The following is a 21,330-nucleotide window of genomic DNA, read 5'->3' on the forward strand; positions in this document are numbered from 1 at the left end:
CTTGAACGGCTTGCCGATGCGAACGCCATCAGCGGTGTAGCACGCCAAGTAGGATGCGGTGAGCAAAGCGAACCGCATCGATCGCGTGCCCGAAGCCATGAAACTCTCGGTTGTGGCAGGAACGCGAACGATGCGGTGCGCCTTTGGCTTACCGCATCCTATGGCTACGTTATTCGGACGGGAATGTGGAGGTTCCGTGTAAAGCACCCCCGGGTGCGGTCTTTGACCTTACCCGGGCTACATGGGTGCAGCACGCGCCTCGCCTTCACCACTGCGCCACCAACTCCTTGAACGGCTTGCCGATGCGGACGCCATCAGCGGTGTAGTCCGTGACCGCTTTCCCGTCGACAGTCACGCGCACCGGCCGCTCACGGCTCGGCCAACTGACTTGTAGCGCAGTGTTTTTGCGCAGCCCGGAACCCAGCTTGACGCGCAGCCGATCGCCTTCGCGTCGGGCGGACATCGTCAGTGTCCCGTATGCGGTCGGTAACGCACTCACGCTCAGGCCGTCACCAGCCACCCACGACGGCGGTGCGCCGGGCAGCAGCGCCAAGTGATCATCGGCTTCATGCATCAGCATGCCGAAGATGGAGCGGGCGTATTCGGAACCGATCCAGGTATGCGGCATGTCGCCCAGGTAGATGGCATGGCGAAGATCGGAATAGACGACTTCCGCCAGCACCTGCCATTCCGCAGGTCGCCGATGGCGCAGCAGGTTCATCAGCAGTTCGTTGGCTTCCTTCGGCTGATTGAGATGCACGTAGGTCAGTACGTTGCGCATCTCGTATGGCGTGTAGGCGTATAGCGAATTCGGTTCGTCGCGTTTGCGCACGCTGTCCAGATAGCGCGCGAAGGTGCGCTCCAGCGCGTCGGCCGGCATCAGCGCCTGCTGGCCGGCGGGGTCGATACCGATCGACACACTCGTGGGGTCGCTTTCGCCCAGGTCGGCCGACGCCGGTATGAAGTCGATGCCTTTCCAGGTCATCGTGGTGCGGATCGATGCGGCGACGGACTTGCTTAGCGCTTCATACTGCGCGCGCGCCCAGGCCGCGGTTTCGTGATCGCCCCATTGTTCGGCCAACCACGCGCCGTCGTGCCAGCCTTTGAGCGCCCAATAATCGTCCCAATAGCTGTGGGTCGGCGTGGGATAGCCTTCGTGGCTGATGGACGGCGCGATGATGCCGTGGAAACGTTCCGGCGCTTCGCGATCGGCCTGGTAGCCCGGGACCATCGTGCGTTCGCGCAGTTCCTGCAGGAATTTCAGTGCCAGCTTCACCTTGGGCTGGTAGTCGCGCACGCTGTCGGGCCCGCCATCCAGGCGCGCCACTTCCGCGATCAGCCAGATCAGCTGGCCCTGGCTGTCATATTCGATGTCCGACCCGAAACCCGTGTTGACCGTGCCGTCGTCGTTGAGGATCGGCGATACCAAGCCGTTCTCGTGCACGGCATGATCGGAATACCAACGCAGGTAGTCGCGCGCCGTTTTTGTCATGCCCATGCGCAGCAAGGTCGCCGCGGTGGCCGAACCGTCGCGGATAAAGGAGCGGTCATAGTTGCGTGGGCCGGGCTGCATCGCCGGGCCGGTCTGGTTGATCAACATGTAGGCTGCTTGCGCACGCACCATGTCGACCAGCGAAGCGTCAGGCAGCGACAGTCCGATCTTGCCCAGCCGCGATTGCCACTGCTGCTCGACCTGCGCGGAGATCTTGTCGAATGCGGCGCCCGCATCGCTCGCGCTGCCAAGCAGCGCGCTCCGATCCAGCGCGGGTGAATCGGGCAGGGTCTTGGCCTTCGGATCGATGCGGTCCTTGCCCAGTGCGAAGGCAAGGACGATGTCGCGGTGCGCGCCAGGTGCGAGCTGCACGTTGTAGGACAGCATGCCGGCGGCGAGCCCGCTTTCGTCCCGCGTACGGGTTTGTTCCGGGGCTTTGCCTTCGGCGGCGTAGCGGGTGATTTCGCTTTCGCCATGCGCGCCGAACGGCGCCGTGCCCTGCGCATCGGCGGCGGTCAGTGCGTGGAAAAGCACGCGTCCATTCACGCGTACCGCTTGGCCTTTGTCGGCGTCTTCAATCGCGATGTCATGGATGGGCGACAGACCGCCGTTCTGCCATGGGGGACTGATCTGCATCGGCCGGGTCAGCAGCACGAACTGTCCGTCGATCGCCGTCGAACCGGTATTGGTCAGCCGATGGCGGACCAGCGTGACTGGCGCGCCCGATTGCTCGACCGCGATGGCTTCGCTGCTCAGCTGCAGGCCGGGTTGCGGCGACCATTGCACGGTCGGCATCGGCATCCAGCCGTTGCGCAGGCCATGTTCGAGTTCGGCGTCGAATACAGCGGCGGCGCGGCCGGAAGCGTCGCGCCAGAGCGGCTGCACCAGCGGAGCGGTCTTGAAGGCTTCCAGGTTGCCGTATTCGTCGAATACCGATTTCTGCTGCCCGGCAGGAATGCCAACGGCCGTCCAATACACCTGCTTGGCATGCAGCGAAGAAGGAAACAGTTCCTTGTGCCGGCGCGAGGCGGCGATTTCATAGCGCCGCATCGGCGTCATCACTCGCTTTGGTCCCAGCAGACGCAAACGCTGCACGCCGGTTGCCTGCGCGCCGTCGGCGACGGTCAAGCGCAGCGCGCTGACCGTATGCGGTTCGGTGGCGGCAAGGAATGAGGTTTCGCCATAGGCATCCGGATCATCGGACAAGGCGATCCAGCGCCCCGACTCATCACGGCCTTCCAGGCGCGCACTGCGTGGAGTGTCGCGCCAGAACACCTCCAATCCCGCCAGCGGCAATGGCCGCGGCAGCGCGATGTCCAACTGCCGCGTACCCTTTGCCTGGCCGCGCGACTCCAGCGTGCGTGGCGAAGCGGCCACCCAAAGGCCGGTCGCGTCCTTATCGTTATCGGTACCGCTGATGCGAGGAGTTTCGCGCGGCGCCAGTGGCTCGAATTCGAAGACCGAAACGCCCCAATCCGCCGTGCGCCCGGGCGCAGCCAATCGCAGGTATCTCGCCTTCACTGCGGGAAACATCTGGTATTCGGTGCCGCCGCCGCCGTCGCCAGTCTGGAAAGCGGTCTGCCACTTCTGCCCGTCGTTGGAATACTGGATCAGATAGGAACGGGCGAAGCCGTAGTCCCATTGCAGGATCACCCCGCCGACGGTGGCCGTACGGCCCAGGTCGACCTGATACCAATGTCCCGGCGAAAACGGACCGCCCCAGCGGGTGGTCGGATCGCCGTCGATTCCAAACGGCGGCGCCATGGTCTGTTGCGTGCTGGAAGAGCTGCTGGCCTTCCATTGCTCGCGAGGCGGCAGCCGGTCCTGCGCACTGGCGACTGAAAGGTGCAGGCAAAGCCCCGCCAGCGCGGCCAAGCGCCAAAGACGGGCAGGTCGGGAGGAAGGGCGGACGGAATCGATGGGCATGCGGGCTCCCGCGTGGGCAGGTTTGGGGGGAGGGAAGCCCGCCTCGGCTGGCTTCAAGACGCCGGATACTAGGGATGAAAACGTTTACATGCCAGTCGCAGTGCACCATGAACAGGGCCGGGCGGGTGCGCTGTGGTAAGCCGGGGTTCTCTGCTAGCGGTCAACCCATCAAGGCGACAATGTCGGCATAGCATCCTTGTGGGAGCGACGTGAGTCGCGACCGGAAACATTAACGTCGCGACTCACGTCGCTCCCACAAGGGTGCATCCGCTCGACTGTCTTTTTTGAACAACATGTCGATCTGCCACAACCTGATTCGTCGTATCCACGAAGACGCCAATCTGGCCGTCGCATCCTTCAACGAAACAGGAGATCGCCATGTCCAAGTTCGCCACATTCGCTTTGCTGGCCTGTACGGCCGTTGCCGCCGCATTCCCCGCTTTGGCGGCGCAGACCTCGTCACCTGCGCCTGCCGCAACCGCCGCTACCAAGAGCGGAAAGCTGGCTATCAACGGCGTGGACTACTACTACGAAGTGCACGGACAGGGCGAACCGTTATTGCTGCTGCACGGTGGCTTGGGTTCCATCGATATGTTCCGGCCGACGCTGCCGAAATTGACGGAGAACCGTCAGGTGATCGCCGTGGACCTGCACGGCCATGGCCGTACCGCGTTGGGCAAGCGGGAATTCCGCATCGAATCCATGGGCGATGACATGGCGGCGCTCACGCGGAAGCTGGGCTACGGCAAGGTCGACGTGCTGGGCTATTCGCTGGGTGGCGGCGTTGCGTTGCGGATGGCGCTGCAAAAGCCGGAAAGCGTTCGGCGCCTGGTGCTGGTTTCCACAGGATTTTCCGATGAAGGCTTCTATCCCGGTATCCGCGCGCAGCAGAACAGCCTGACCGCCGATGCGGCCCCGATGATGAAGGAAACCCCGATGTACCAGTCCTACGTCGCGGTGGCCCCCAAGGTTGATGACTTCCCGCGCCTGCTCGGCATCCTGGGCGACTACATGCGCGGGCACTACGACTGGTCGGCGGAAATCCCGCAACTGAAGATGCCGGTGATGCTGGTGTACGGCGATGGCGACATGTATCGCCCGGAGCACGAGATCAAGTTCTATCAATTGCTCGGCGGCGGCTTGCAGGACGCGGGCTGGGGCCGGGAGACGATGTCGCAGAACCGCCTCGCGATCCTGCCGGACCTGACCCACTACGACATCTTCACCTCGCCACGCCTCATGGAAACCGCCCTGCCGTTCCTCAATGGCCAAAGCGATGCCAAGAGCTGGGCGGAGCAGGTGGGGAGCCAGTAGCTAATCCACCGTCACCCCGGCGCAGGCCGGGGCCCAGTGCCTTTCGCCGCCGCTGAGAGAAGGCGAGAAATACGAGTTGCCCAAGTATGAATGCGCCCGGGCTTCCCACCTCATCCTCAATTGACTATCGTGCCGCCTCGCTTCTGCCGTAAAGCACTTCATGACCCGAAATTCCTGGCTCTGGCTGGTGGTGCTGCTGATGGCGGCAACGCTGGCGATCACCTTCATCTCCAATCCGAAGTACCCCGTTCCCCGGCCTGAAAACACACCCAAAACCACGCCGTTCGGTTGGACCGCGCAGCTGGGGCCGGTAGCGGGCGATGGAGTGCAGGGCTTGCGGGATGGTGCGGTCTCGCAGGCGCGCTTCGCTGACCCCTACGGCGTTGCCGTGGATAGCGATGGCACGCTGTACATCGCCGATGCCGGCGACAACAACCTCATCCGCAAGATAGGCGTCGGCGGCACCATCACGACGCTGGCCGGTTCCGTCGAAGGCTTCGCCGATGGCGTCGGCAGCGCCGCGGCTTTTCATACGCCTTCCGGACTGGCGTGTGATGCCCAGGGCAATATCTATGTCGCCGATACCGGCAATCACGCGATCCGCAAGATCAGCCCGCAAGGCGTGGTGACCACGCTGGCGGGCAATGGCACCGCGGGCTTTCGCGACGGCCTTGGTTCGCAGGCGCAGTTCAACGGACCGATTGGCGTGGCAGTGGACGCGACCGGCGACGTGTACGTTGCCGACACGTACAACGACAGTATTCGCGTCATCCGCGCCGATGGCCAGGTCATCACGTTGGCTGGCGGCGAAAAACCCGGATATCAGGATGGTCCAGCCATCGCCGCGCGCTTCGATACGCCCACCGCCTTGGCGGTGGATGCGTTGAGCAATGTCTGGATTGCCGACACGCGCAACAACGCGATCCGCAAGCTGGCGCCCAGCGGCGAAGTGAGCACGCTGGTGAGCGCGCTGCCAGGGGACGCGAGTGCAGTGCGCAGACCACTCAGCCTGGCGGTAACGCGCGATGGGCTGCTCTATGTCGGCGAAATGGCCCGCGGCCGGATACTGCAGCTTTCCCGCGCAGGGCAATGGCATGTGCTGACCGGCGGCATCCGAGGCCAGCAGCTATCGCGTCCGTCCGGGCTGGCGATCAACGCGGCGGGCGCGCTCTACGTGGCCGATGCCACCAGCTATCGCATCCACAAGGTTTCACCGTTGGCTGAAGGTGCCGTTCCATCGCCGGCGACAGTGGGCCCGGCCGCGGATCACCCTTTGCCCGATACGGCCGGCCGCTGGCCGTTGCGTCCACAGGACGGCTGGCATGAAGTAGTCGGCACGCTGGGCGAAGTGCGCGGCAACTACCAGGGCGAGAATCGCGACCACCTGCACAGCGGACTGGATATCCGCGGCGATGTGGGCGCCGAAGTGCTGGCGATCGCCGACGCCAAGGTCAGCAGTCCATCAGGCACCTGGGGCACCGGCGAGCAGGGCGAAGGCGTCGCGCTGGACAGCATCAGCTATATCCACATGCGGGTAGGCCGAACCGCGCAAGGCGTGGCGATCGACCCGCAGCGTTTCCATATGCTGATGGACGATGCCGGCGCGCTGGAGCGCGTGCGGGTGCGACGCGGAACCCGCTTCAAGGTCGGCGACGTGCTCGGCACTCTCAACGGCCTGGCGCATGTGCATCTCAGCGTCGGCGCCAACGGTTTCGAACGCAATGCGGTCGCCTTGGGCTTCAAGGACTACGCCGACCGCTACCCGCCGCGCATCGACAGCGTTCGCCTGGTCGATGTATCGCAACAGCCGTTGCAACAGAAGCGGAAAGGGCGATTGCTCGTGCCACGCGATCTGACCCGCGTGCAGATCCTGGTGGAAGCGTGGGATCAGGTCGACCGCAATCTACCGCGCAGACGGCTGGGCCTGCACGCGCTCGGTTACCAGGTACTGAGCAGCGACGGCGTTCCATTGCCTGGTTACGAAGCGCCGCGGATGAACATCGAATTCAACCGCATGCCGGCGGACGTTGACGCCGTGAAAATCGCTTACGGCCCCGACAGCGGCGTCACCGCGCACGGCAGCGCGATGACCCGGTTCCAATACGTGGCGACCAATACCGTGCGCGATGGGGCAGTCGCGACCGGCTTCTGGGAACCCAGCGAACTGCCAGCTGGCGATTACACGGTGCGCATTACCGCGAAGGACTACAGCGGCAACGTGGCTCAGGCCCGGCGCGATTTATTGCTGACCCTGCAATAGCACTGTTTCATTTGCTACTAAAAACCGGAAAAAAAGCGCTCTCTTTTGTTCGTCGCTTGCGTTCATGCCACTGAATAGCGCTTGTCAAATCGCTTACATCTCCGGTGCGATGATGGAATTGCCGGCGTAACGGCGTCACTTTTCTTCATCGATGCGTCGGCATTTTCGTGTAAGGAGAAGACGATGGTCACCAAGAGCAACGCGCTTCGGTCCGCGCCCGACGCGGGCAGTGGAGTCGCCAGCGGACAACATCATGGTATGCGCCGGCCCGATGTCGGTCAGCCGGTGGAGCAGGCCCTCGATCAGGTCGATCTGGCCGACCAGGGCGAAGTGGCGGAGGACCAGTGGCGGGATCGCCGCAGTCGCGGAGCGCCACCGGCGAAATCGCGATCTAACGGCCGAAGCCGTTGAGATATAGCGCGACACGCGGGTAAACAGGCCCAGGTAAACACGGCTTGTGTAGGAGCGGCGTCCCGCCGCGAGCTCTTAAGCTTCTATCGTGATCTGGCAGAAGAGCTCGCGGCGGGACGCCGCTCCTACAAAAGATCACGACGAGCGACGCCGGCCGCTGTGTCCTGGCCTCCACAAAACCGCATCAAACGAAGATCGAAAAAAGAAGACGGGCCTGGCCCGTCTTCTTCGTCACGCACCACCACCCCAATCAGAAGCGATAATCCAACCGCACGTAGTAGCTGCCGCCATTCATGCCGAAGGGCATGGTTTCCCAGCCGTACTTGAAACCGAGTTGAGGGAACGGCGCGGCATTGACCGGATCCCACTTGTCCGGGTATTCGTCCAGAACATTGTTACCGCCCACGCTGAGTGCCAGGTTGTCGCTGAAGGCGTAGCGGACGCCAAGATCCAACAGCCACTTGCCACCCCAGGTCTGCACGAAGCCTGGCGTGAAGCCTTCCGCCGCCACCGAGCCGTAATAATTGGCGCGGGTGGTCAGTTGCCACTGGTCCTTTTCCCATACCGCCTGCAAGACGTGATGCGCGCGCGGCTGTCCACGTTCGATCAGGGTCACCTGGGTATCGTCGAACAGTGCGGTCGGCGAGAGGATCGGCGATTGCGAGCGCCGGCTCAGCACTTCGGTCTTGTTGAAGTGGATCAGCGCGGTCAGGTTGAGGTTGCTGCCGCCGTCGAACTCCGTGTTGTGGTTCGCGACGATGTCCAGGCCGGTGGTGCGGGTGTCGATGGCGTTGGTGAAGAACTGCGCCTGGCCCACGTTGAACGGAGCCAGCGCCGCGGCGATCGGGCAGTTTGCGTTGTCCGCCGCGCACGGCAGGCCGTCGGTTCCTACCGTTTCAGGTGCGATGTTGCCGGAGAAGATGATGCGGTCATCGATCTCGATGCGGAACAGATCGGCCGTCAGCGTGAATCGCTCGTTGGGCTTGAGCACGAAACCGATCGTCGCGCTGGTGGAGGTTTCCTCCTGCAGGCTTGGGATACCCAATGCGCGCGTCACGTCGCTATCTTGCCGCGCGGTCAAGGTATCGGTCAGCGTGCCGCTGCCGGGGTCCAGATTGGTGGAGACCTGGCTGTAGAACTGCTGCTGCACGCCAGGTGCGCGGAAGCCCGTGGCCACGGTGCCGCGGACGGCGAACGTTTCACTCGCGTCAAAGCGTGCCGATAGCTTGCCCGTGGTGGTGTTGCCGAAGTCCGAATAGTCCTCGAAACGGACCGCCGCGCCTATCAGGAATTTCTCGGTCAGGTTGGTTTCCGCATCGAAATACACCGCCATGCTGTGGCGGCCATCATCCACTTCCGTGCCCGGAGTGAAGCCAGGAAAGCCCTGGATACCCGGTGCCGCCGGATCGCCGGTCTGGCCGACGATGAGGATGTTCGGGTTGTTGGTACGGCCATAGGTGTACGACACGGGATCGCCGGCCTTGATGCGGTAGTTGTCCTCACGCCATTCGAAGCCGGTTGCCAGGTACAACAGCTGATCATTGAAACCGCCCACCTGCCCGCGGAAATCCAGATTGAACGTGGTCTGCTCGAACTCCAGCGTGCCGGTGTCGGCGGATGTGGGCGAGTCGGCATAGATGCCGCTGCCGTCGGGCAACGGTTCGTACCACCAACTGACGTTGACGGAGTTGCTTTCTTCGAAGCCGAACTTGCTACGCCCGTGATTGATCGAGATATCCCAATCCCAGGTGTCGCCCAGCGGCGCCTTGTAGCCCACCGCCAGCGAACCATCTTCCACCGTGGTCAGGATGTTGGGCAGGAAACCATTCGGGTGCAACGCAGGCACGGTACGGTTGTCTCCGGCACTGCGGAAGAAGCCGGCGGAATCGCCTTCGCGCTTGGACACACCACCGAACCAGTACAGCTCACCGGCCCCTACGGGCAGGCCGCCGTTCCACCACAAGTAGTAGTCCTTGGCGTCCGCGTCGCCCAAGCGCTGCGTCACCCGTGGCGGATCGACACGCAAACTGTCGGGACCCGCGCGATTGGTCTCGTTGCGATTGCGCGCTTCCGCCGACAGATTGAGGAAGCCCTCGCTGCCCAGCTTGAAACCGGTGTTGACCGAACCGTGCAGCATCTCGCCATCGCCCGCGTAGTACTGCGAGCCCTCGACCGAGACATCGGTGTGATCGGTCTGCGTCTTCAGGATGATGTTGATGACACCGGAAATCGCGTCCGAGCCGTACTGTGCCGCGGCGCCGTCGCGCAGCACTTCGATGCGCTCGATCGCGGAAATGGGAATCGCGTTGATGTCGGTGCCGGCGGAACCACGCCCGATGGTCTGCTGCACGTTCACCAGCGCCTGCTGATGGCGGCGCTTGCCGTTGACCAGTACCAGGACCTGGTCGGGACCCAATGCGCGTAGCGTGGCCGGGCGCAGGATGTCGGTACCGTCGCTGACGAACGTACGCGAGAAGTTGAAAGAAGGCTCCAGCATCTGCAGTATCTGGCCGATTTCCATGGCGCCGGTGGAATTCAATTCTTCCTTGCCAATCACGTCGACAGGCGCAGCGGTTTCCTCCGCTGTGCGGCCGCGAACGCGAGTGCCGAGTACGACAACCTCATCCAGTGTTCTGGCTTCGGTACTGCTGGACGCCGTGGTGGATGTTTGCGCGTGGGCAGCCGTGAATGTGGAAGCCGCCAAAGCGGCGCTGATCGCCAGGGTCAAATGACGCAGACTCGATCGGGACATGAGTGGTTTTCCTCCTGAATAGTTTCGGACTCGTGGAGCCGTCAGAGAGGTTTACCACTTCTTTAACTTATCGAAAACGGAAAGAATCCCAATTCAGCGCGAGTGAATTTGCGATTACGTAGCGAAGCACGATATGTCATGAAAACAGGCGTAATAGCCGTTTTTCTATGTGCTATGCGACCAATGAAAACGCACGGTTTCGTGTAATGACGCTTACGAGCTTGGATTGCGTGGCGTTGGCGAAGCCGCAATTACACTGCCTCGCACGCGCGCGGAATCGATCGGATGCAAGGCACCATGGCTTTCAACAAGAACTAAGGATTGCCTTCGGCAGCCGTCTCAAACGAATCGGTGCTCCGACGCTTGGCGATGACGGGAAGTGGCTCGATACGAAGGCGGTTTCCGCGGCAGACATTCACGCCCTCATAGATCACCGTTTGGCCATTGCGGAATCCGAAACGAAAATCATGCAGGCAGTTGTCGCTCGCGATCTCGATGGTGGCCGAATCGCCACCGCCTCGCAGCGCCAAACCGAGCGGCTTGTTCTGGAATGAGTCGCTGCCGGCGGTGGCGATGGAGAGCGACGTCACACTGTCGTGCGCGCGGTTGATCAACTCCACGTATCGCGTCTGCGTTGCCTCATCGGCATGCGCGGTGGTGGCGAACAGAAGAGAGGCGAAAGCGGCGGCAAGGATCGGGCGCATGACGAGGTCTCCGGCGAAATGAAGGGTCGCCGGTAGCGGTGATGGGCTGCGCCGCGCGGCATGCCGATCAGGCCATCTCTCATGTCATCGGGAAAGCGATCCGGGACGAATCGTCGTTACGCCGTTGCGAATCGTAGCCGCGCGCCGCCGCGCTTTTCAGCGCCGCGCGCTGCGCCTAGGATGGCGGCGTACTCACCTAGAAGCATGCAATGAACATCCGCCTCGGCAGCACGGAAATCGGCCTGTTCCGCTACCTTGGCCTGTGGTCGGCGGTGGTGGTGGTGTTTGCAGTGCAGCGCTTCCTATACGACTCGGTCGACGGGCCGACCTGGTCGGTTTCCGATTATCTGCGCTGGTCGATGATCCAGTGGTATACCTGGGCGGCACTTGCGCCGTTGGTGTTCCGACTGGCCGAGCGCTACCCGATCCAGGCCCCGGTGCGCCTGCGTGGCCTGGGGCGGCAGTTGCCTGCAAGCATTGCCGTGACCCTGCTTGCCATGGTCATCGGCGCCTTCGTCTCGACAGTGTTCGAGCCCAGCTCGTTCGGCCAGCAGCTCCAGTTTTTCCTGAGCATGCATTTCGCTACCGGGCTGTTTACGTACTGGGCACTTTTCACCATCCAGCAGGCGGTGCACTTCCATGCCGAGAAGACACGCCGCGAAGTCGAGGCGAGCCGGCTGGCCGCCGAGCTCGCGCAGTCTCGCCTGCAGGCGCTGAAGTCGCAGCTGCAGCCGCATTTCCTGTTCAACACGCTGCACGCCATCGTGACGCTGCTGGACGAAGACACGTTGTCGGCCGAGGACATGCTGCTACGGCTCAGCGATCTGCTGCGCGCATTCCTGGAAGACTACGACGGACAGGAAATTACCCTGCGCCGGGAGCTGGCCCTGTTGGATCTCTATCTCGGTATTCAACGTGTGCGGTTCAAGGATCGCCTGACCACGCAGATCTATATTGCGCCGGACGTGCTGGATTGCGCCGTACCCAGTCTGATCCTGCAACCGATCGTCGAGAACGCGATCCGGCATGGCATCGGCCAGCGCGTGGGTAGCGATTGCATCGAGATAGAGGCCAGGCGGGAGGACGATAGCCTTTGCATCGATGTGCGTAATCGCAACAGCATGCTTATGAAAGGCACCCTCGAGAATGATGCGTTCAATAGCAGCCCGCTCGATAGCAGTGGGATCGAGGAAAGCAGGCCTGAGAACGAGAAGAGCGCCGCGGGCCATGGCATCGGCTTGTCCAATACACGGCTGCGCCTTAGGGAACTCTATGGCGAAAATGCACGGATCCGTCTCGATATGATCTGGCCGCAAGGCGTGGCCTGCCGTATCCGTTTGCCGTTCCGCGAACTGGAAGAGCCCGAAGAGATGCCGGAGCATGTGCCCGCATGAACGTGCCGGTCGTTCCATGAGTATCTCCGCGCTGGTGATCGACGACGAGCCGATTGCGCGGCATGCCATCGTGCGCCTGTTGCGAAGCGATCCGGACATCGAGCTATTGGGTGAATGCGGCGATGGCGCATCCGCGGTGATCGCCATCCGCAGCCAGCAGCCCGACCTGGTATTCCTGGATATCCAGATGCCCGCGATGACCGGCATGGACGTGGTCGCTTCGATCGGCGCCGCGCACATGCCCGCGACGATCTTCGTCACCGCGTTCGAGCAATATGCGGTGCGCGCATTCGAAGCCAATGCGGTGGACTACCTGGTCAAGCCTTTCAGTCGGGAGCGTTTTGCGGACACCTTGCAGCGTGCGAAAACGCGCTTGTCGGCCGGCAACGCTGGCACGCAGGTCACCGCTCAGATACTGCAGGCGCTGGATGCGCTGCGCCAGCGCGATACCTACCTGGATCGCATTCCGGTGCGTGTGGACGAGCATGTCGTCTTTGTCGACGTTCAGGACATCGTCTGGATCAAGGCCAGCCGCAACATCGTGCAGCTGCATCTGGCCGACCGCGTGCACGAACTACGCGAAACCATGGCCGCGTTGGCCGCGCGATTGGATCCACGCCACTTCGCCCGCGTCCACCGCTCGGCGATCATCAACATCCGCCGGGTCAAGGCGATCCATCCGTGGTTCAACGGCCATCACGTCGTCACCATGGACACCGGCCAGCAACTGCGCATGAGCCGCTATCAGCACGAGACGTTCCTGCGGCTGACGGCGACGTAGGATGGGTTGAGCGCAGCGATACCCCTCGATCGCGGTGATGGGTGCCGCTGCGCTCAACCCATCCTACGGCTTCGCCCAGCTACTGATTTCGCCGTGGACGAACGGGCCGATCTTCTGTTTGACGATGCGTCCGTCGGCGCTAACCAGCACCGTGTACGGCAGCACGCCGCGGGTATTGCCCAGCCAGACGCTGGCATCCGCGGGTCCGGGCGTATCCAGCACGATGGGATAGCTGACCGGTACGCGTTGCAGGAAGTCGCGCACGCCTTCTGGCGTATCCAGTGCGAGTCCGATCACTTGCACACCATCGGCCGCTTGAGTCTTGGCGAAGGCTTCGAGTTCGGGCATCTCTTCCACGCAGGGGCCGCACCAACTGGCCCAGACATTGATCAACAGCGGACGCCCCGCATAGTGGGCTGGGATGTCGATGCGTTCGCCATCCAATCCCGGCAGCACGACAGACGGCATTGCATCACCGCGCTTGGCAGGAACCACACCCGCAGGCGGTTTTGGCGCAGACGCATCCGCGGCGCTTTGCAGCACGCGCTGTCCCGCTTCTGTCCGCAGCAGCACTCGGCCGCCGTCGAACCATACACTGGCGACGGCACCAAGCGCGGCGGCCACGACAGCCGCCAATAGAATGCGAGGCGTGGTGACTTTCATTGCGCCGCTCGTGCCAATGCGTCGCTCACCATCTTGCGAGTCAGCACGGTCGGCAGCACTTCGCCTTCGCCACCGTTGCGCGGATACACCACATACAACGGCACACCGACGGCCTTATGACTTTCCAGGAACGCGGTGATTTCCGGATCCACATTGGTCCAGTCGCCCTGCATGAAAACGGCGTCGTGCTGCTCCAGCAGATCGCGGAATGCCTGGGTGTGAAGTACGGTTTTTTCGTTGGCTTTGCAGGTCACGCACCAGTCGGCGGTCATGTCGACGAACACCACGCGTCCTTCCGCCCGCAGTGAAGCCAGCTTGGCATTCGAAAACGAGACCGCCGCGGCACCATCCGCACTTGCCCGGGACGCTGACGGCAGGCGATGCGCCATCGCCAGCGGCACCAGCGATGCAGCCACCAGCGCCACCGCCAATGCGCGGCGAAGCGGTGCCGTGCGCAGGCGCAGACGCTGGAACCACCACAACCCCAGCGCCAGCAGCACCAAGCCGGCCAGCGCCAGCCCAATCGCATCGATGCCGCGCTGGTTGCCCAGCACCCACAGCAGCCAGACCGCGGTCAGGTACATCGGGAAGGCGAGGAACTGTTTCAGTGTTTCCATCCACGCGCCTGGACGGGGCAAACGGTTGGCCAGCGCCGGTACGAAACCGATCAGCAGGAACGGCAGCGCCAATCCCAGTCCAAGTGCGGCGAACACCATCAGCGCCAGCGGCGTGGAGGCGGTGAAGGCGAACGCCAGCGCTGCGCCCATGAACGGTGCCGTGCAGGGACTGGCAATCACCACCGCCAATACACCGGTAAAGAAGTCTCCCGCGGGTCCGGTCTGGCGCGTCAGCGCATCGCCCGCTCCAGCCAGGCGATGGCCGACGGAGAACACACCGGACAAGCTCAGCCCGATAGCGAACATCAGATATGCCAGCAAGCCGACGACCCACGGCTGCTGCAGCTGGAAGCCCCAACCGAGCGCCTGGCCCGCGGCGCGCAAGCCCAGCGCCAAGGCGCCAATGGCGACGAAACTGATCAATACGCCAGCGGTGTACCACAACGCACTTTGCCGCGCGTGGCCACCGCTGCGCCCGCTATCGGCCAGCGACAACGCCTTCAACGACAACACCGGCAGTACGCACGGCATCAGGTTCAGGACCAGTCCGCCACCCAGCGCCAGCAACAACGCCAGCAAAAAGCCGCCGACGGTAGGCGCGTTGCGGCGTTGCACGTCTTCCGGCGGCGTGGTGCGCGGCACTTCGGCCGGATTACCCGTGGAAGCGGCATCGGAAGCAACGGCGGCGGCTTTCGAAGTTCCCGCGGCATCGCCGCCTGCTTCTGAGCCCACAACGCTCGTGGACGTGGCAGCCGTCGCCGCAGCGGCGGTAACCGTGCCGACGGGAATCGATAGCTTCACCCGGCGCGTCATCGGCGGATAGCAGATGCCACCGGTCTGGCAGCCTTGGAAGGTCACCCGCAGCGTGGCATCGACGGCGCGCGCGTGTTCGCGTTTCAGCGGTACCGGCACCTCGGCTTGATCGAAATAGACCACGACATCGCCGAAGTGTTCATCGTGGTACGCCTTGCCCTTGGGCCACTGCGGCGGTTGCAGCGCGATGCCCGGGGCGCCTTCCAGCGCCATCGAAGTGCGGTCGCGGTACACGTAGTAGCCGGACGTCGGGGTAAAGCGCAGCAGCAATTGGTCCCCGTTGAAGGCAATCGCTTCGAAAGCGAATGCCTGCTCCGGCGGCAGCGGTGCGGCATCGACGGCGCCGGCGGACGGGTTGCCCAGCAGCGACGTGCCAGGCCGCGTCAATGGAACGAATGCCGTTGGAGCGCTGTCGGTTGCCGGCAGCGTGACGGTCAGCGTGCGGGTTTGTGGCGGATAGCAGACCCCGGCATCGGCGCAGCCTTGGTATTTCACCTTGAGCGTGACGCGATCAGCGATGGCGGTGCCTGGCAATACGCCGGTCAGACGATCGCGGTAGGTCTCCACATCGCCGAAGAACTCATCTCGATAAGCCTTGCCCTTGGGCAGCTGCAGCGCCTCGCCGGTGAAGCCTTCGGTGGCCTGCACATCGGTGCGATGGCGGTAGAGGTAATAGCCGTCGGCGATCTTCCACTCGATCTCGATGCGGTCGCGGGTCGGCGCCTTGGCGCTCAGCTCGAAGGCCTGGTCCACCGGCAGCAGGTCGTCCACGTCCACGGCCAGCGCGGGGGCGCTCGGCCAGGTGCCCGCCAAAATCAGCAGCAGCGCGGAACAGGCGGGCAAGAAAAACGAACGGCGCAACAACGTCATAGGATCACTCGGGGAAATCGGCGGGGTCTTGGGTCTGGGCGACGACCCAATCCAGATAAGCGGGCAGGCCGGCGCGGACTTCGACCGCGATTACCTCCGGCAGTTCATACGGGTGCAGTTCGCTGATGCGGGCGCCTAGTGCTTCCAGCCGTTCGGCAGTGGTCTTGACCAGCAGCAGGACTTCGCTAGCCTGTTCCACCTTGCCCTGCCAGCGATACACCGAAGTGACCGCGGGGAGCAGATTGACGCAGGCGGCCAGCCGTTCTCCCACCAGGGCATCGGCGATGCGCTGGCCGGTAGCGGCGTCGGGGCAGGTGCAATAGACAAGGCGGATGGGCATGGGCGCGGAATTATCGCAGACCCCGGCAGGCGGGCTTCCGCAAAAATTTCCGGCAAGTGGCCCTTGAATCGTCATCTTGGGGCCCCAACATCTGGGCAATCCGGCGTTCGTGCCGGGTTTTTGCGCCCGCGATGCTGGCAGTCGACATGTCCGAGTGCTAACATCGCCACCCTTTCCCGTGTGTAATCAATCACTTAAAGAGGATTGAAATGAGCAATATCAAGCCGCTGTACGACCGCGTGGTCATCAAGCGTATGGAAGAAGAAAAGATGTCCGCTGGCGGCATCGTGATCCCCGACTCGGCCACCGAGAAGCCCATCAAGGGTGAAGTCGTCGCCGTGGGCGAAGGCAAGGCGCTGGACAACGGCAGCGTGCGCGCGCCGAAGGTCAAAGTGGGCGACAAGGTCCTGTTCGGCAAGTACAGCGGCACCGAAGTGAAGCTGGACGGTACCGACTACCTGGTCGTCAAAGAAGACGACATTTTCGCGGTCCTCGGCTGACGCCGAGGCGGGAATGGGGAATCGGGAATAGGGAATCGGAAAAGCGCATTCGCGCCGATTCACCCGTCACGGTCTCCACTCCCCCGCAATGTCATTTCGCTTCTAACGATTCCCTATTCTCAATTCCCCATTCCCGGAGATTCAAATGGCTGCCAAAGATATCCGTTTCGGCGAAGACGCACGTACGCGCATGGTGCGCGGCGTGAACATTCTCGCCAATGCCGTCAAGGCCACCCTGGGCCCGAAGGGCCGCAACGTCGTGCTCGAGAAGAGCTACGGCGCCCCGACCATCACCAAGGACGGCGTGTCCGTCGCCAAGGAAATCGAACTGGCTGACAAGTTCGAGAACATGGGCGCGCAGATGGTCAAGGAAGTCGCTTCCAAGACCTCCGACAACGCCGGCGACGGCACCACCACCGCCACCGTGCTGGCACAGGCGCTGATCCGCGAAGGTTCCAAGGCGGTCGCCGCCGGCATGAACCCGATGGACCTGAAGCGCGGCATCGACAAGGCGGTCATCGCCGCCGTGGCCGAGCTGAAGAAGATCAGCAAGCCCACCGCCGACGACAAGGCGATCGCCCAGGTCGGCACCATCTCGGCCAACTCCGACAGCAACATCGGCGACATCATCGCCGAAGCGATGAAGAAGGTCGGCAAGGAAGGCGTGATCACCGTTGAAGAAGGTTCGGGCCTGGAGAACGAACTGGACGTGGTCGAAGGCATGCAGTTCGACCGCGGCTACCTGTCGCCGTACTTCATCAACAACCAGCAGTCGCAGCAGGTCGAATTCGACGACCCCTTCATCCTGATCCACGACAAGAAGATCTCCAACGTCCGCGAACTGCTGCCGGTGCTGGAAGGCGTCGCCAAGGCCGGTAAGCCGCTGCTGATCGTGGCCGAGGAAGTCGAAGGCGAAGCGCTGGCCACCCTGGTGGTCAACACCATCCGCGGCATCGTCAAGGTCGCCGCTGTGAAGGCGCCGGGCTTCGGCGACCGTCGCAAGGCCATCCTGGAAGACATCGCCACGCTGACCAACGGCACGGTGATCTCCGAGGAAGTCGGCCTGCAGCTGGAAAAGGCCACCATCAACGACCTCGGCCGTGCCAAGAAGGTCGTGGTGTCGAAGGAAAACACCACGATTATCGATGGCGCCGGCGAAGCCGACCGCATCCAGGCCCGCATCAAGCAGATCAAGGCGCAGATCGAAGAAACCTCTTCGGACTACGACCGCGAGAAGCTGCAGGAGCGCGTGGCCAAGCTGGCTGGCGGCGTGGCCGTCATCAAGGTTGGCGCAGCTACCGAAGTCGAAATGAAGGAAAAGAAGGCCCGCGTTGAAGACGCCCTGCACGCGACCCGTGCGGCGGTGGAAGAAGGCGTGGTCCCGGGCGGCGGCGTTGCCCTGATCCGTGCCTTGCAGGCCATCGGCGAGCTGAAGGGTGCCAACGAAGACCAGAACCACGGCATCAACATCGCCAAGCGTGCGATGGAAGCCCCGTTGCGCGAAATCGTCGCCAACTGCGGCGAAGAGCCCTCGGTCGTGCTGAACAACGTCGCCAACGGCAAGGGCAACTACGGCTACAACGCCCAGACCGGCGAATACGGCGACATGATCGAGTTCGGCATCCTGGACCCGACCAAGGTCACCCGTTCGGCCCTGCAGAACGCAGCTTCGATCGCCGGCCTGATGATCACCACCGAAGCGATGGTGGCCGAAGCGCCGAAGAAGGACGAGCCGGCAATGCCGGGCGGCGGTGGCATGGGCGGCATGGGCGGCATGGATTTCTGATCCAGTCTCTCCATACGCAACACCGCAACACCGCAACACAAAAACCCCGCCGCGAGGCGGGGTTTTTCTTTTTTGTGCAGGAGCTCCTACGGGTGGATGCAGACAATTGCATCGCTTGCTGAAGGTTTAGCGCCGGGCTACGCTCGCCGCCATGCCTACTTCCTTGATTGTCGTCGACGACTTCCTTAGTGCGCGCGATGCCGACGCGCTGCGCAACACTGCACTGCAGCTGACCTACCCGGATCAGCAAGGCGCCTTTCCCGGTCGCAATTCGCTGGAACGTATCGAGATCGACGGCTTGTCCGAAGCGGTATCGCGACTCGTGGGCGAACCAGTGAAGCCCGTGTCGCCACCGCAATCGCACGCCAAGTTTCGTGTCACGCTCGCGGCGGACAAGGGCAGGGCGAAGGTGCATATCGACCAGGCTTATTGGTCCGGCATTCTGTATCTCAGCCGTCCTGAGGATTGCCAGGGCGGTACGGAGTTCTTCCGTCATCTGCCAACCAACACCGACCGCGCGCCGCTCACCGATGCCGAAGTCACGGCGATGGGATATTCATCTCTGCAGGAAATGCATCGCGCCATTATCGAGAAAGACAGCGTCGATGATTCCAAGTGGGAAATGACCATGCGGGTGCCGATGCGTTTCAATCGCCTGATAATGCTGCGTCCATGGCTGTGGCATACCGCGGGCCCGGCCTTTGGCGACCGCATCGAAAATGGTCGATTGGTTTATCTGATGTTTTTTGCCGGCGCATGATCGCAAACGCCGAAATAATGTTGTTGTCGTAGGAGCGGCGTCCCGCCGCGAGCTCTTTGTTCTGTCGAGGCCTGTAGAGCGGAGCTTGCTCCGCTGTTTCTCGCTCCTGTACGCCGAACAAAGAGCAGCGGAGCAAGCTCCGCTCTACGAAGGGCCGACTACAGAAAAGCTCGCGGCGGGGCGCCGCTCCGCGCCCCGGTCATCTCTCAGTGGGTTTAATCAGAAGCGCGCCGCAGCGCGTCAAGTTGGCGAACTGGCGGGCTTCAACTGCTCTTCACTGTTTATCGCGGGCTGACAGGAAGAGCTCGCGGCGGGACGCCGCTCCTACAAAGGCAATCGTTCCTACAAAGGCTGACGCACCTACCTTGTCCCAGAGAAAATCGCGCCAGGTAGCATTCCCATGCCTCACATAAAGAATGCCGGTTGCAGATGAAACATTCGTAACCCGGCAAAGCCTGTGTTATCAATGGCGCCCATGAACGCACCCCGCGCCCGCTTTTACTTTTGGTATTACGGTTTTCCAATGCCGCTGGCGGAGGACGGGTCGCGATTGCTCTGAAGATTTGAAACAGAAGCATCCCCTGAAAGCCGCCAGCCACCCTGGCGGCTTTTTTGCTGCCAGGGCCGGCGGATCTAAAACAACTGGAGAAACACGAATGGCCCCCCACACCGACGACCTGCGCATTCGCAAGCTCGAACCGCTGACACCACCTGCGCAGTTGATTTCCGAATTGCCCTGCGACGACATGGTTTCCGAAACCGTTACCAACAGCCGGCAAGCACTGCATGAAATCCTGCATGGCCACGATGATCGCCTGGCCGTCGTCATCGGTCCCTGTTCGATTCACGACCCCATTGCCGCGATGGAGTACGCAAAGCGGCTGCGTCCGCTTCGCGATGCACTGGGGACGGACCTGGAAATCGTCATGCGCGTGTACTTCGAAAAGCCACGCACCACGGTCGGCTGGAAAGGCCTGATCAACGATCCGGACCTGGATGGCAGTTTCCGCATCAACGAAGGACTGCGGCTGGCGCGCGGGCTGCTGCGCGACATCAACAGTCTCGGATTGCCCGCCGGTTGCGAATATCTCGACACCACATCGCCGCAATACATCGCCGACCTGGTGGCTTGGGGTGCGATTGGCGCGCGCACCACCGAGAGCCAGATTCATCGCGAAATGGCCTCCGGCTTGTCGTGCCCCGTCGGTTTCAAGAACGGCACCGACGGCAACGTGAAAATCGCAGCCGATGCAGTGAACGCCGCCTCGCATCCGCACCATTTCCTGGCCGTCACCAAGGAAGGCCGCTCCGCGATCGCCTCGACCACCGGCAATCCCGACTGCCACGTGATCCTGCGCGGCGGCAAAGCGCCCAACTACGATGCCGAAAGCGTGGAAGCCGCCAGCCTGGTGTTGACGAAGGCCGGCCTGCCCGCACGCCTGATGATCGACGCCAGCCACGCCAACAGCAGCAAGGATCCGGAAAACCAACCGCGGGTCATCGACGCCATCGCAGCGCAAGTCGAAGCCGGCGACCACCGCATCATCGGCACGATGATCGAAAGCCATCTTGTTGCTGGTCGCCAGGAATTGGTCCCCGGGCAGAAGCTGACCTATGGCCAAAGCATCACCGATGGCTGCATCGGCTGGGATACTTCTGTCGCCGTGTTGGAGCGTCTGGCTGAAGCGGTCCGCCGCCGCCGTGAGCGCCGGCTTTCGCAGGCAGCTTGATTGGCTGTCGAGAATGGCCTCAGGGCCGTAGGAGCGGCGTCCCCGCCGCGAGCTTTTCCCGTCAGATCGCGATAACAGCGAAGAGCTCGCGCCGAGACGGCGCTCCTGCAAGAGCCGGGACTTTCCCGTAGGAGCGGCGTCCCGCCGCGAGCTTTTCCCGTCAGATCGCGATAACAGCGAAGAGCTCGCGCCGAGACGGCGCTCCTGCAAGAGCCGG

Annotated in this window: 15 protein-coding genes; 9 read left to right on the forward strand and 6 right to left on the reverse strand. The window is 62.8% G+C overall.

Features of this window, described 5'->3' with window-relative positions; genetic code table 11:
• Window positions 1-265: 265 nt before the first annotated feature.
• Window positions 266-3,418, reverse strand: a complete 3,153-nt coding sequence (locus tag AADW18_RS12000; protein ID WP_337343617.1) for a discoidin domain-containing protein — start codon at window positions 3,416-3,418, stop codon at window positions 266-268.
• 378 nt (window positions 3,419-3,796) lie between these two features.
• Here AADW18_RS12000 and AADW18_RS12005 point away from each other — a divergent pair, with 378 nt between their 5' ends.
• The 3 genes from AADW18_RS12005 to AADW18_RS12015 all read left to right on the forward strand — a co-directional run bounded on the left by AADW18_RS12005 (window position 3,797) and on the right by AADW18_RS12015 (window position 7,403).
• Complete coding sequence (locus tag AADW18_RS12005; RefSeq protein WP_337343618.1) at window positions 3,797-4,732, forward strand: alpha/beta hydrolase; 936 nt, start codon at window positions 3,797-3,799, stop codon at window positions 4,730-4,732.
• Window positions 4,733-4,892: 160 nt separating this feature from the next.
• Window positions 4,893-6,992, forward strand: coding sequence for a gluconolaconase (locus AADW18_RS12010; protein ID WP_337343619.1), 2,100 nt, complete (start codon window positions 4,893-4,895; stop codon window positions 6,990-6,992).
• Window positions 6,993-7,175: 183 nt separating this feature from the next.
• Window positions 7,176-7,403, forward strand: coding sequence for a hypothetical protein (locus AADW18_RS12015; protein ID WP_337343620.1), 228 nt, complete (start codon window positions 7,176-7,178; stop codon window positions 7,401-7,403).
• Window positions 7,404-7,653: 250 nt separating this feature from the next.
• On the opposite strand, the gene AADW18_RS12020 is transcribed toward AADW18_RS12015, so the two are convergent.
• Window positions 7,654-10,155, reverse strand: a complete 2,502-nt coding sequence (locus tag AADW18_RS12020; protein ID WP_337343621.1) for a TonB-dependent receptor — start codon at window positions 10,153-10,155, stop codon at window positions 7,654-7,656.
• A gap of 314 nt (window positions 10,156-10,469) precedes the next feature.
• Window positions 10,470-10,859, reverse strand: a complete 390-nt coding sequence (locus AADW18_RS12025) for a hypothetical protein (protein WP_337343622.1) — start codon at window positions 10,857-10,859, stop codon at window positions 10,470-10,472.
• A gap of 209 nt (window positions 10,860-11,068) precedes the next feature.
• Between AADW18_RS12025 and AADW18_RS12030 the strand changes: the two genes are divergently transcribed.
• The gene (locus AADW18_RS12030; protein ID WP_337343623.1) at window positions 11,069-12,253 is read left to right on the forward strand and encodes a histidine kinase; all 1,185 of its coding nucleotides are present in this window, start codon (window positions 11,069-11,071) and stop codon (window positions 12,251-12,253) included.
• Window positions 12,254-12,269: 16 nt separating this feature from the next.
• Window positions 12,270-13,034, forward strand: coding sequence for a LytTR family DNA-binding domain-containing protein (locus tag AADW18_RS12035; protein ID WP_337343624.1), 765 nt, complete (start codon window positions 12,270-12,272; stop codon window positions 13,032-13,034).
• A gap of 63 nt (window positions 13,035-13,097) precedes the next feature.
• Here AADW18_RS12035 and AADW18_RS12040 read toward each other — a convergent pair whose 3' ends face one another.
• From AADW18_RS12040 to cutA, 3 genes are read right to left on the reverse strand one after another with little or no spacing between them, the layout of a single operon-like run.
• On the reverse strand, window positions 13,098-13,697 hold the full coding sequence (locus AADW18_RS12040; protein ID WP_337343625.1) for a TlpA disulfide reductase family protein: 600 nt from the start codon (window positions 13,695-13,697) through the stop codon (window positions 13,098-13,100).
• A complete protein-coding gene (locus AADW18_RS12045) occupies window positions 13,694-15,997 on the reverse strand; it encodes a protein-disulfide reductase DsbD (RefSeq protein ID WP_337343626.1) in 2,304 nt (767 codons plus the stop codon). Before AADW18_RS12045 ends, AADW18_RS12040 begins: the two co-directional genes overlap by 4 nt.
• 4 nt (window positions 15,998-16,001) lie before the next feature.
• Window positions 16,002-16,337 (reverse strand): divalent-cation tolerance protein CutA, encoded by a 336-nt coding sequence (gene cutA, locus AADW18_RS12050; RefSeq protein ID WP_337343627.1) that lies wholly within the window; start codon window positions 16,335-16,337, stop codon window positions 16,002-16,004.
• A gap of 209 nt (window positions 16,338-16,546) precedes the next feature.
• On the opposite strand from cutA, the gene groES reads away from it, so the two are divergent.
• From groES to AADW18_RS12070, 4 genes are all read left to right on the forward strand, one after another.
• The gene (gene groES, locus AADW18_RS12055; protein ID WP_337343628.1) at window positions 16,547-16,837 is read left to right on the forward strand and encodes a co-chaperone GroES; all 291 of its coding nucleotides are present in this window, start codon (window positions 16,547-16,549) and stop codon (window positions 16,835-16,837) included.
• A 145-nt stretch (window positions 16,838-16,982) separates the two neighbouring features.
• Window positions 16,983-18,623: a chaperonin GroEL gene (gene groL / locus AADW18_RS12060; protein ID WP_337343629.1), complete on the forward strand. Its 1,641-nt coding sequence runs from the start codon at window positions 16,983-16,985 to the stop codon at window positions 18,621-18,623.
• 151 nt (window positions 18,624-18,774) lie between these two features.
• Window positions 18,775-19,383: a DUF6445 family protein gene (locus AADW18_RS12065; protein WP_337343630.1), complete on the forward strand. Its 609-nt coding sequence runs from the start codon at window positions 18,775-18,777 to the stop codon at window positions 19,381-19,383.
• Between the two features lie 656 nt (window positions 19,384-20,039).
• A complete protein-coding gene (locus tag AADW18_RS12070; RefSeq protein ID WP_337343631.1) occupies window positions 20,040-21,113 on the forward strand; it encodes a 3-deoxy-7-phosphoheptulonate synthase in 1,074 nt (357 codons plus the stop codon).
• Window positions 21,114-21,330: the final 217 nt, after the last annotated feature.

Origin of the sequence: Pseudoxanthomonas sp. CCNWLY206-1 (assembly GCF_039710385.1) — a bacterium.
Classification (GTDB): domain Bacteria; phylum Pseudomonadota; class Gammaproteobacteria; order Xanthomonadales; family Xanthomonadaceae; genus Pseudoxanthomonas_A.

Bases quoted from the DNA above. Each gene is read 5' to 3' on its own strand.
- AADW18_RS12015 (WP_337343620.1), top strand. From the start codon at position 7,176: ATGGTCACCAAGAGCAACGCGCTTCGGTCCGCGCCCGACGCGGGCAGT.
- AADW18_RS12000 (WP_337343617.1), bottom strand. From the start codon at position 3,418: ATGCCCATCGATTCCGTCCGCCCTTCCTCCCGACCTGCCCGTCTTTGG.
- AADW18_RS12025 (WP_337343622.1), bottom strand. From the start codon at position 10,859: ATGCGCCCGATCCTTGCCGCCGCTTTCGCCTCTCTTCTGTTCGCCACC.
- AADW18_RS12045 (WP_337343626.1), bottom strand. From the start codon at position 15,997: ATGACGTTGTTGCGCCGTTCGTTTTTCTTGCCCGCCTGTTCCGCGCTG.
- cutA (WP_337343627.1), bottom strand. From the start codon at position 16,337: ATGCCCATCCGCCTTGTCTATTGCACCTGCCCCGACGCCGCTACCGGC.
- AADW18_RS12020 (WP_337343621.1), bottom strand. From the start codon at position 10,155: ATGTCCCGATCGAGTCTGCGTCATTTGACCCTGGCGATCAGCGCCGCT.
- AADW18_RS12070 (WP_337343631.1), top strand. From the start codon at position 20,040: ATGGCCCCCCACACCGACGACCTGCGCATTCGCAAGCTCGAACCGCTG.
- AADW18_RS12040 (WP_337343625.1), bottom strand. From the start codon at position 13,697: ATGAAAGTCACCACGCCTCGCATTCTATTGGCGGCTGTCGTGGCCGCC.
- AADW18_RS12030 (WP_337343623.1), top strand. From the start codon at position 11,069: ATGAACATCCGCCTCGGCAGCACGGAAATCGGCCTGTTCCGCTACCTT.
- groES (WP_337343628.1), top strand. From the start codon at position 16,547: ATGAGCAATATCAAGCCGCTGTACGACCGCGTGGTCATCAAGCGTATG.
- AADW18_RS12035 (WP_337343624.1), top strand. From the start codon at position 12,270: ATGAGTATCTCCGCGCTGGTGATCGACGACGAGCCGATTGCGCGGCAT.
- AADW18_RS12010 (WP_337343619.1), top strand. From the start codon at position 4,893: ATGACCCGAAATTCCTGGCTCTGGCTGGTGGTGCTGCTGATGGCGGCA.
- AADW18_RS12065 (WP_337343630.1), top strand. From the start codon at position 18,775: ATGCCTACTTCCTTGATTGTCGTCGACGACTTCCTTAGTGCGCGCGAT.
- AADW18_RS12005 (WP_337343618.1), top strand. From the start codon at position 3,797: ATGTCCAAGTTCGCCACATTCGCTTTGCTGGCCTGTACGGCCGTTGCC.
- groL (WP_337343629.1), top strand. From the start codon at position 16,983: ATGGCTGCCAAAGATATCCGTTTCGGCGAAGACGCACGTACGCGCATG.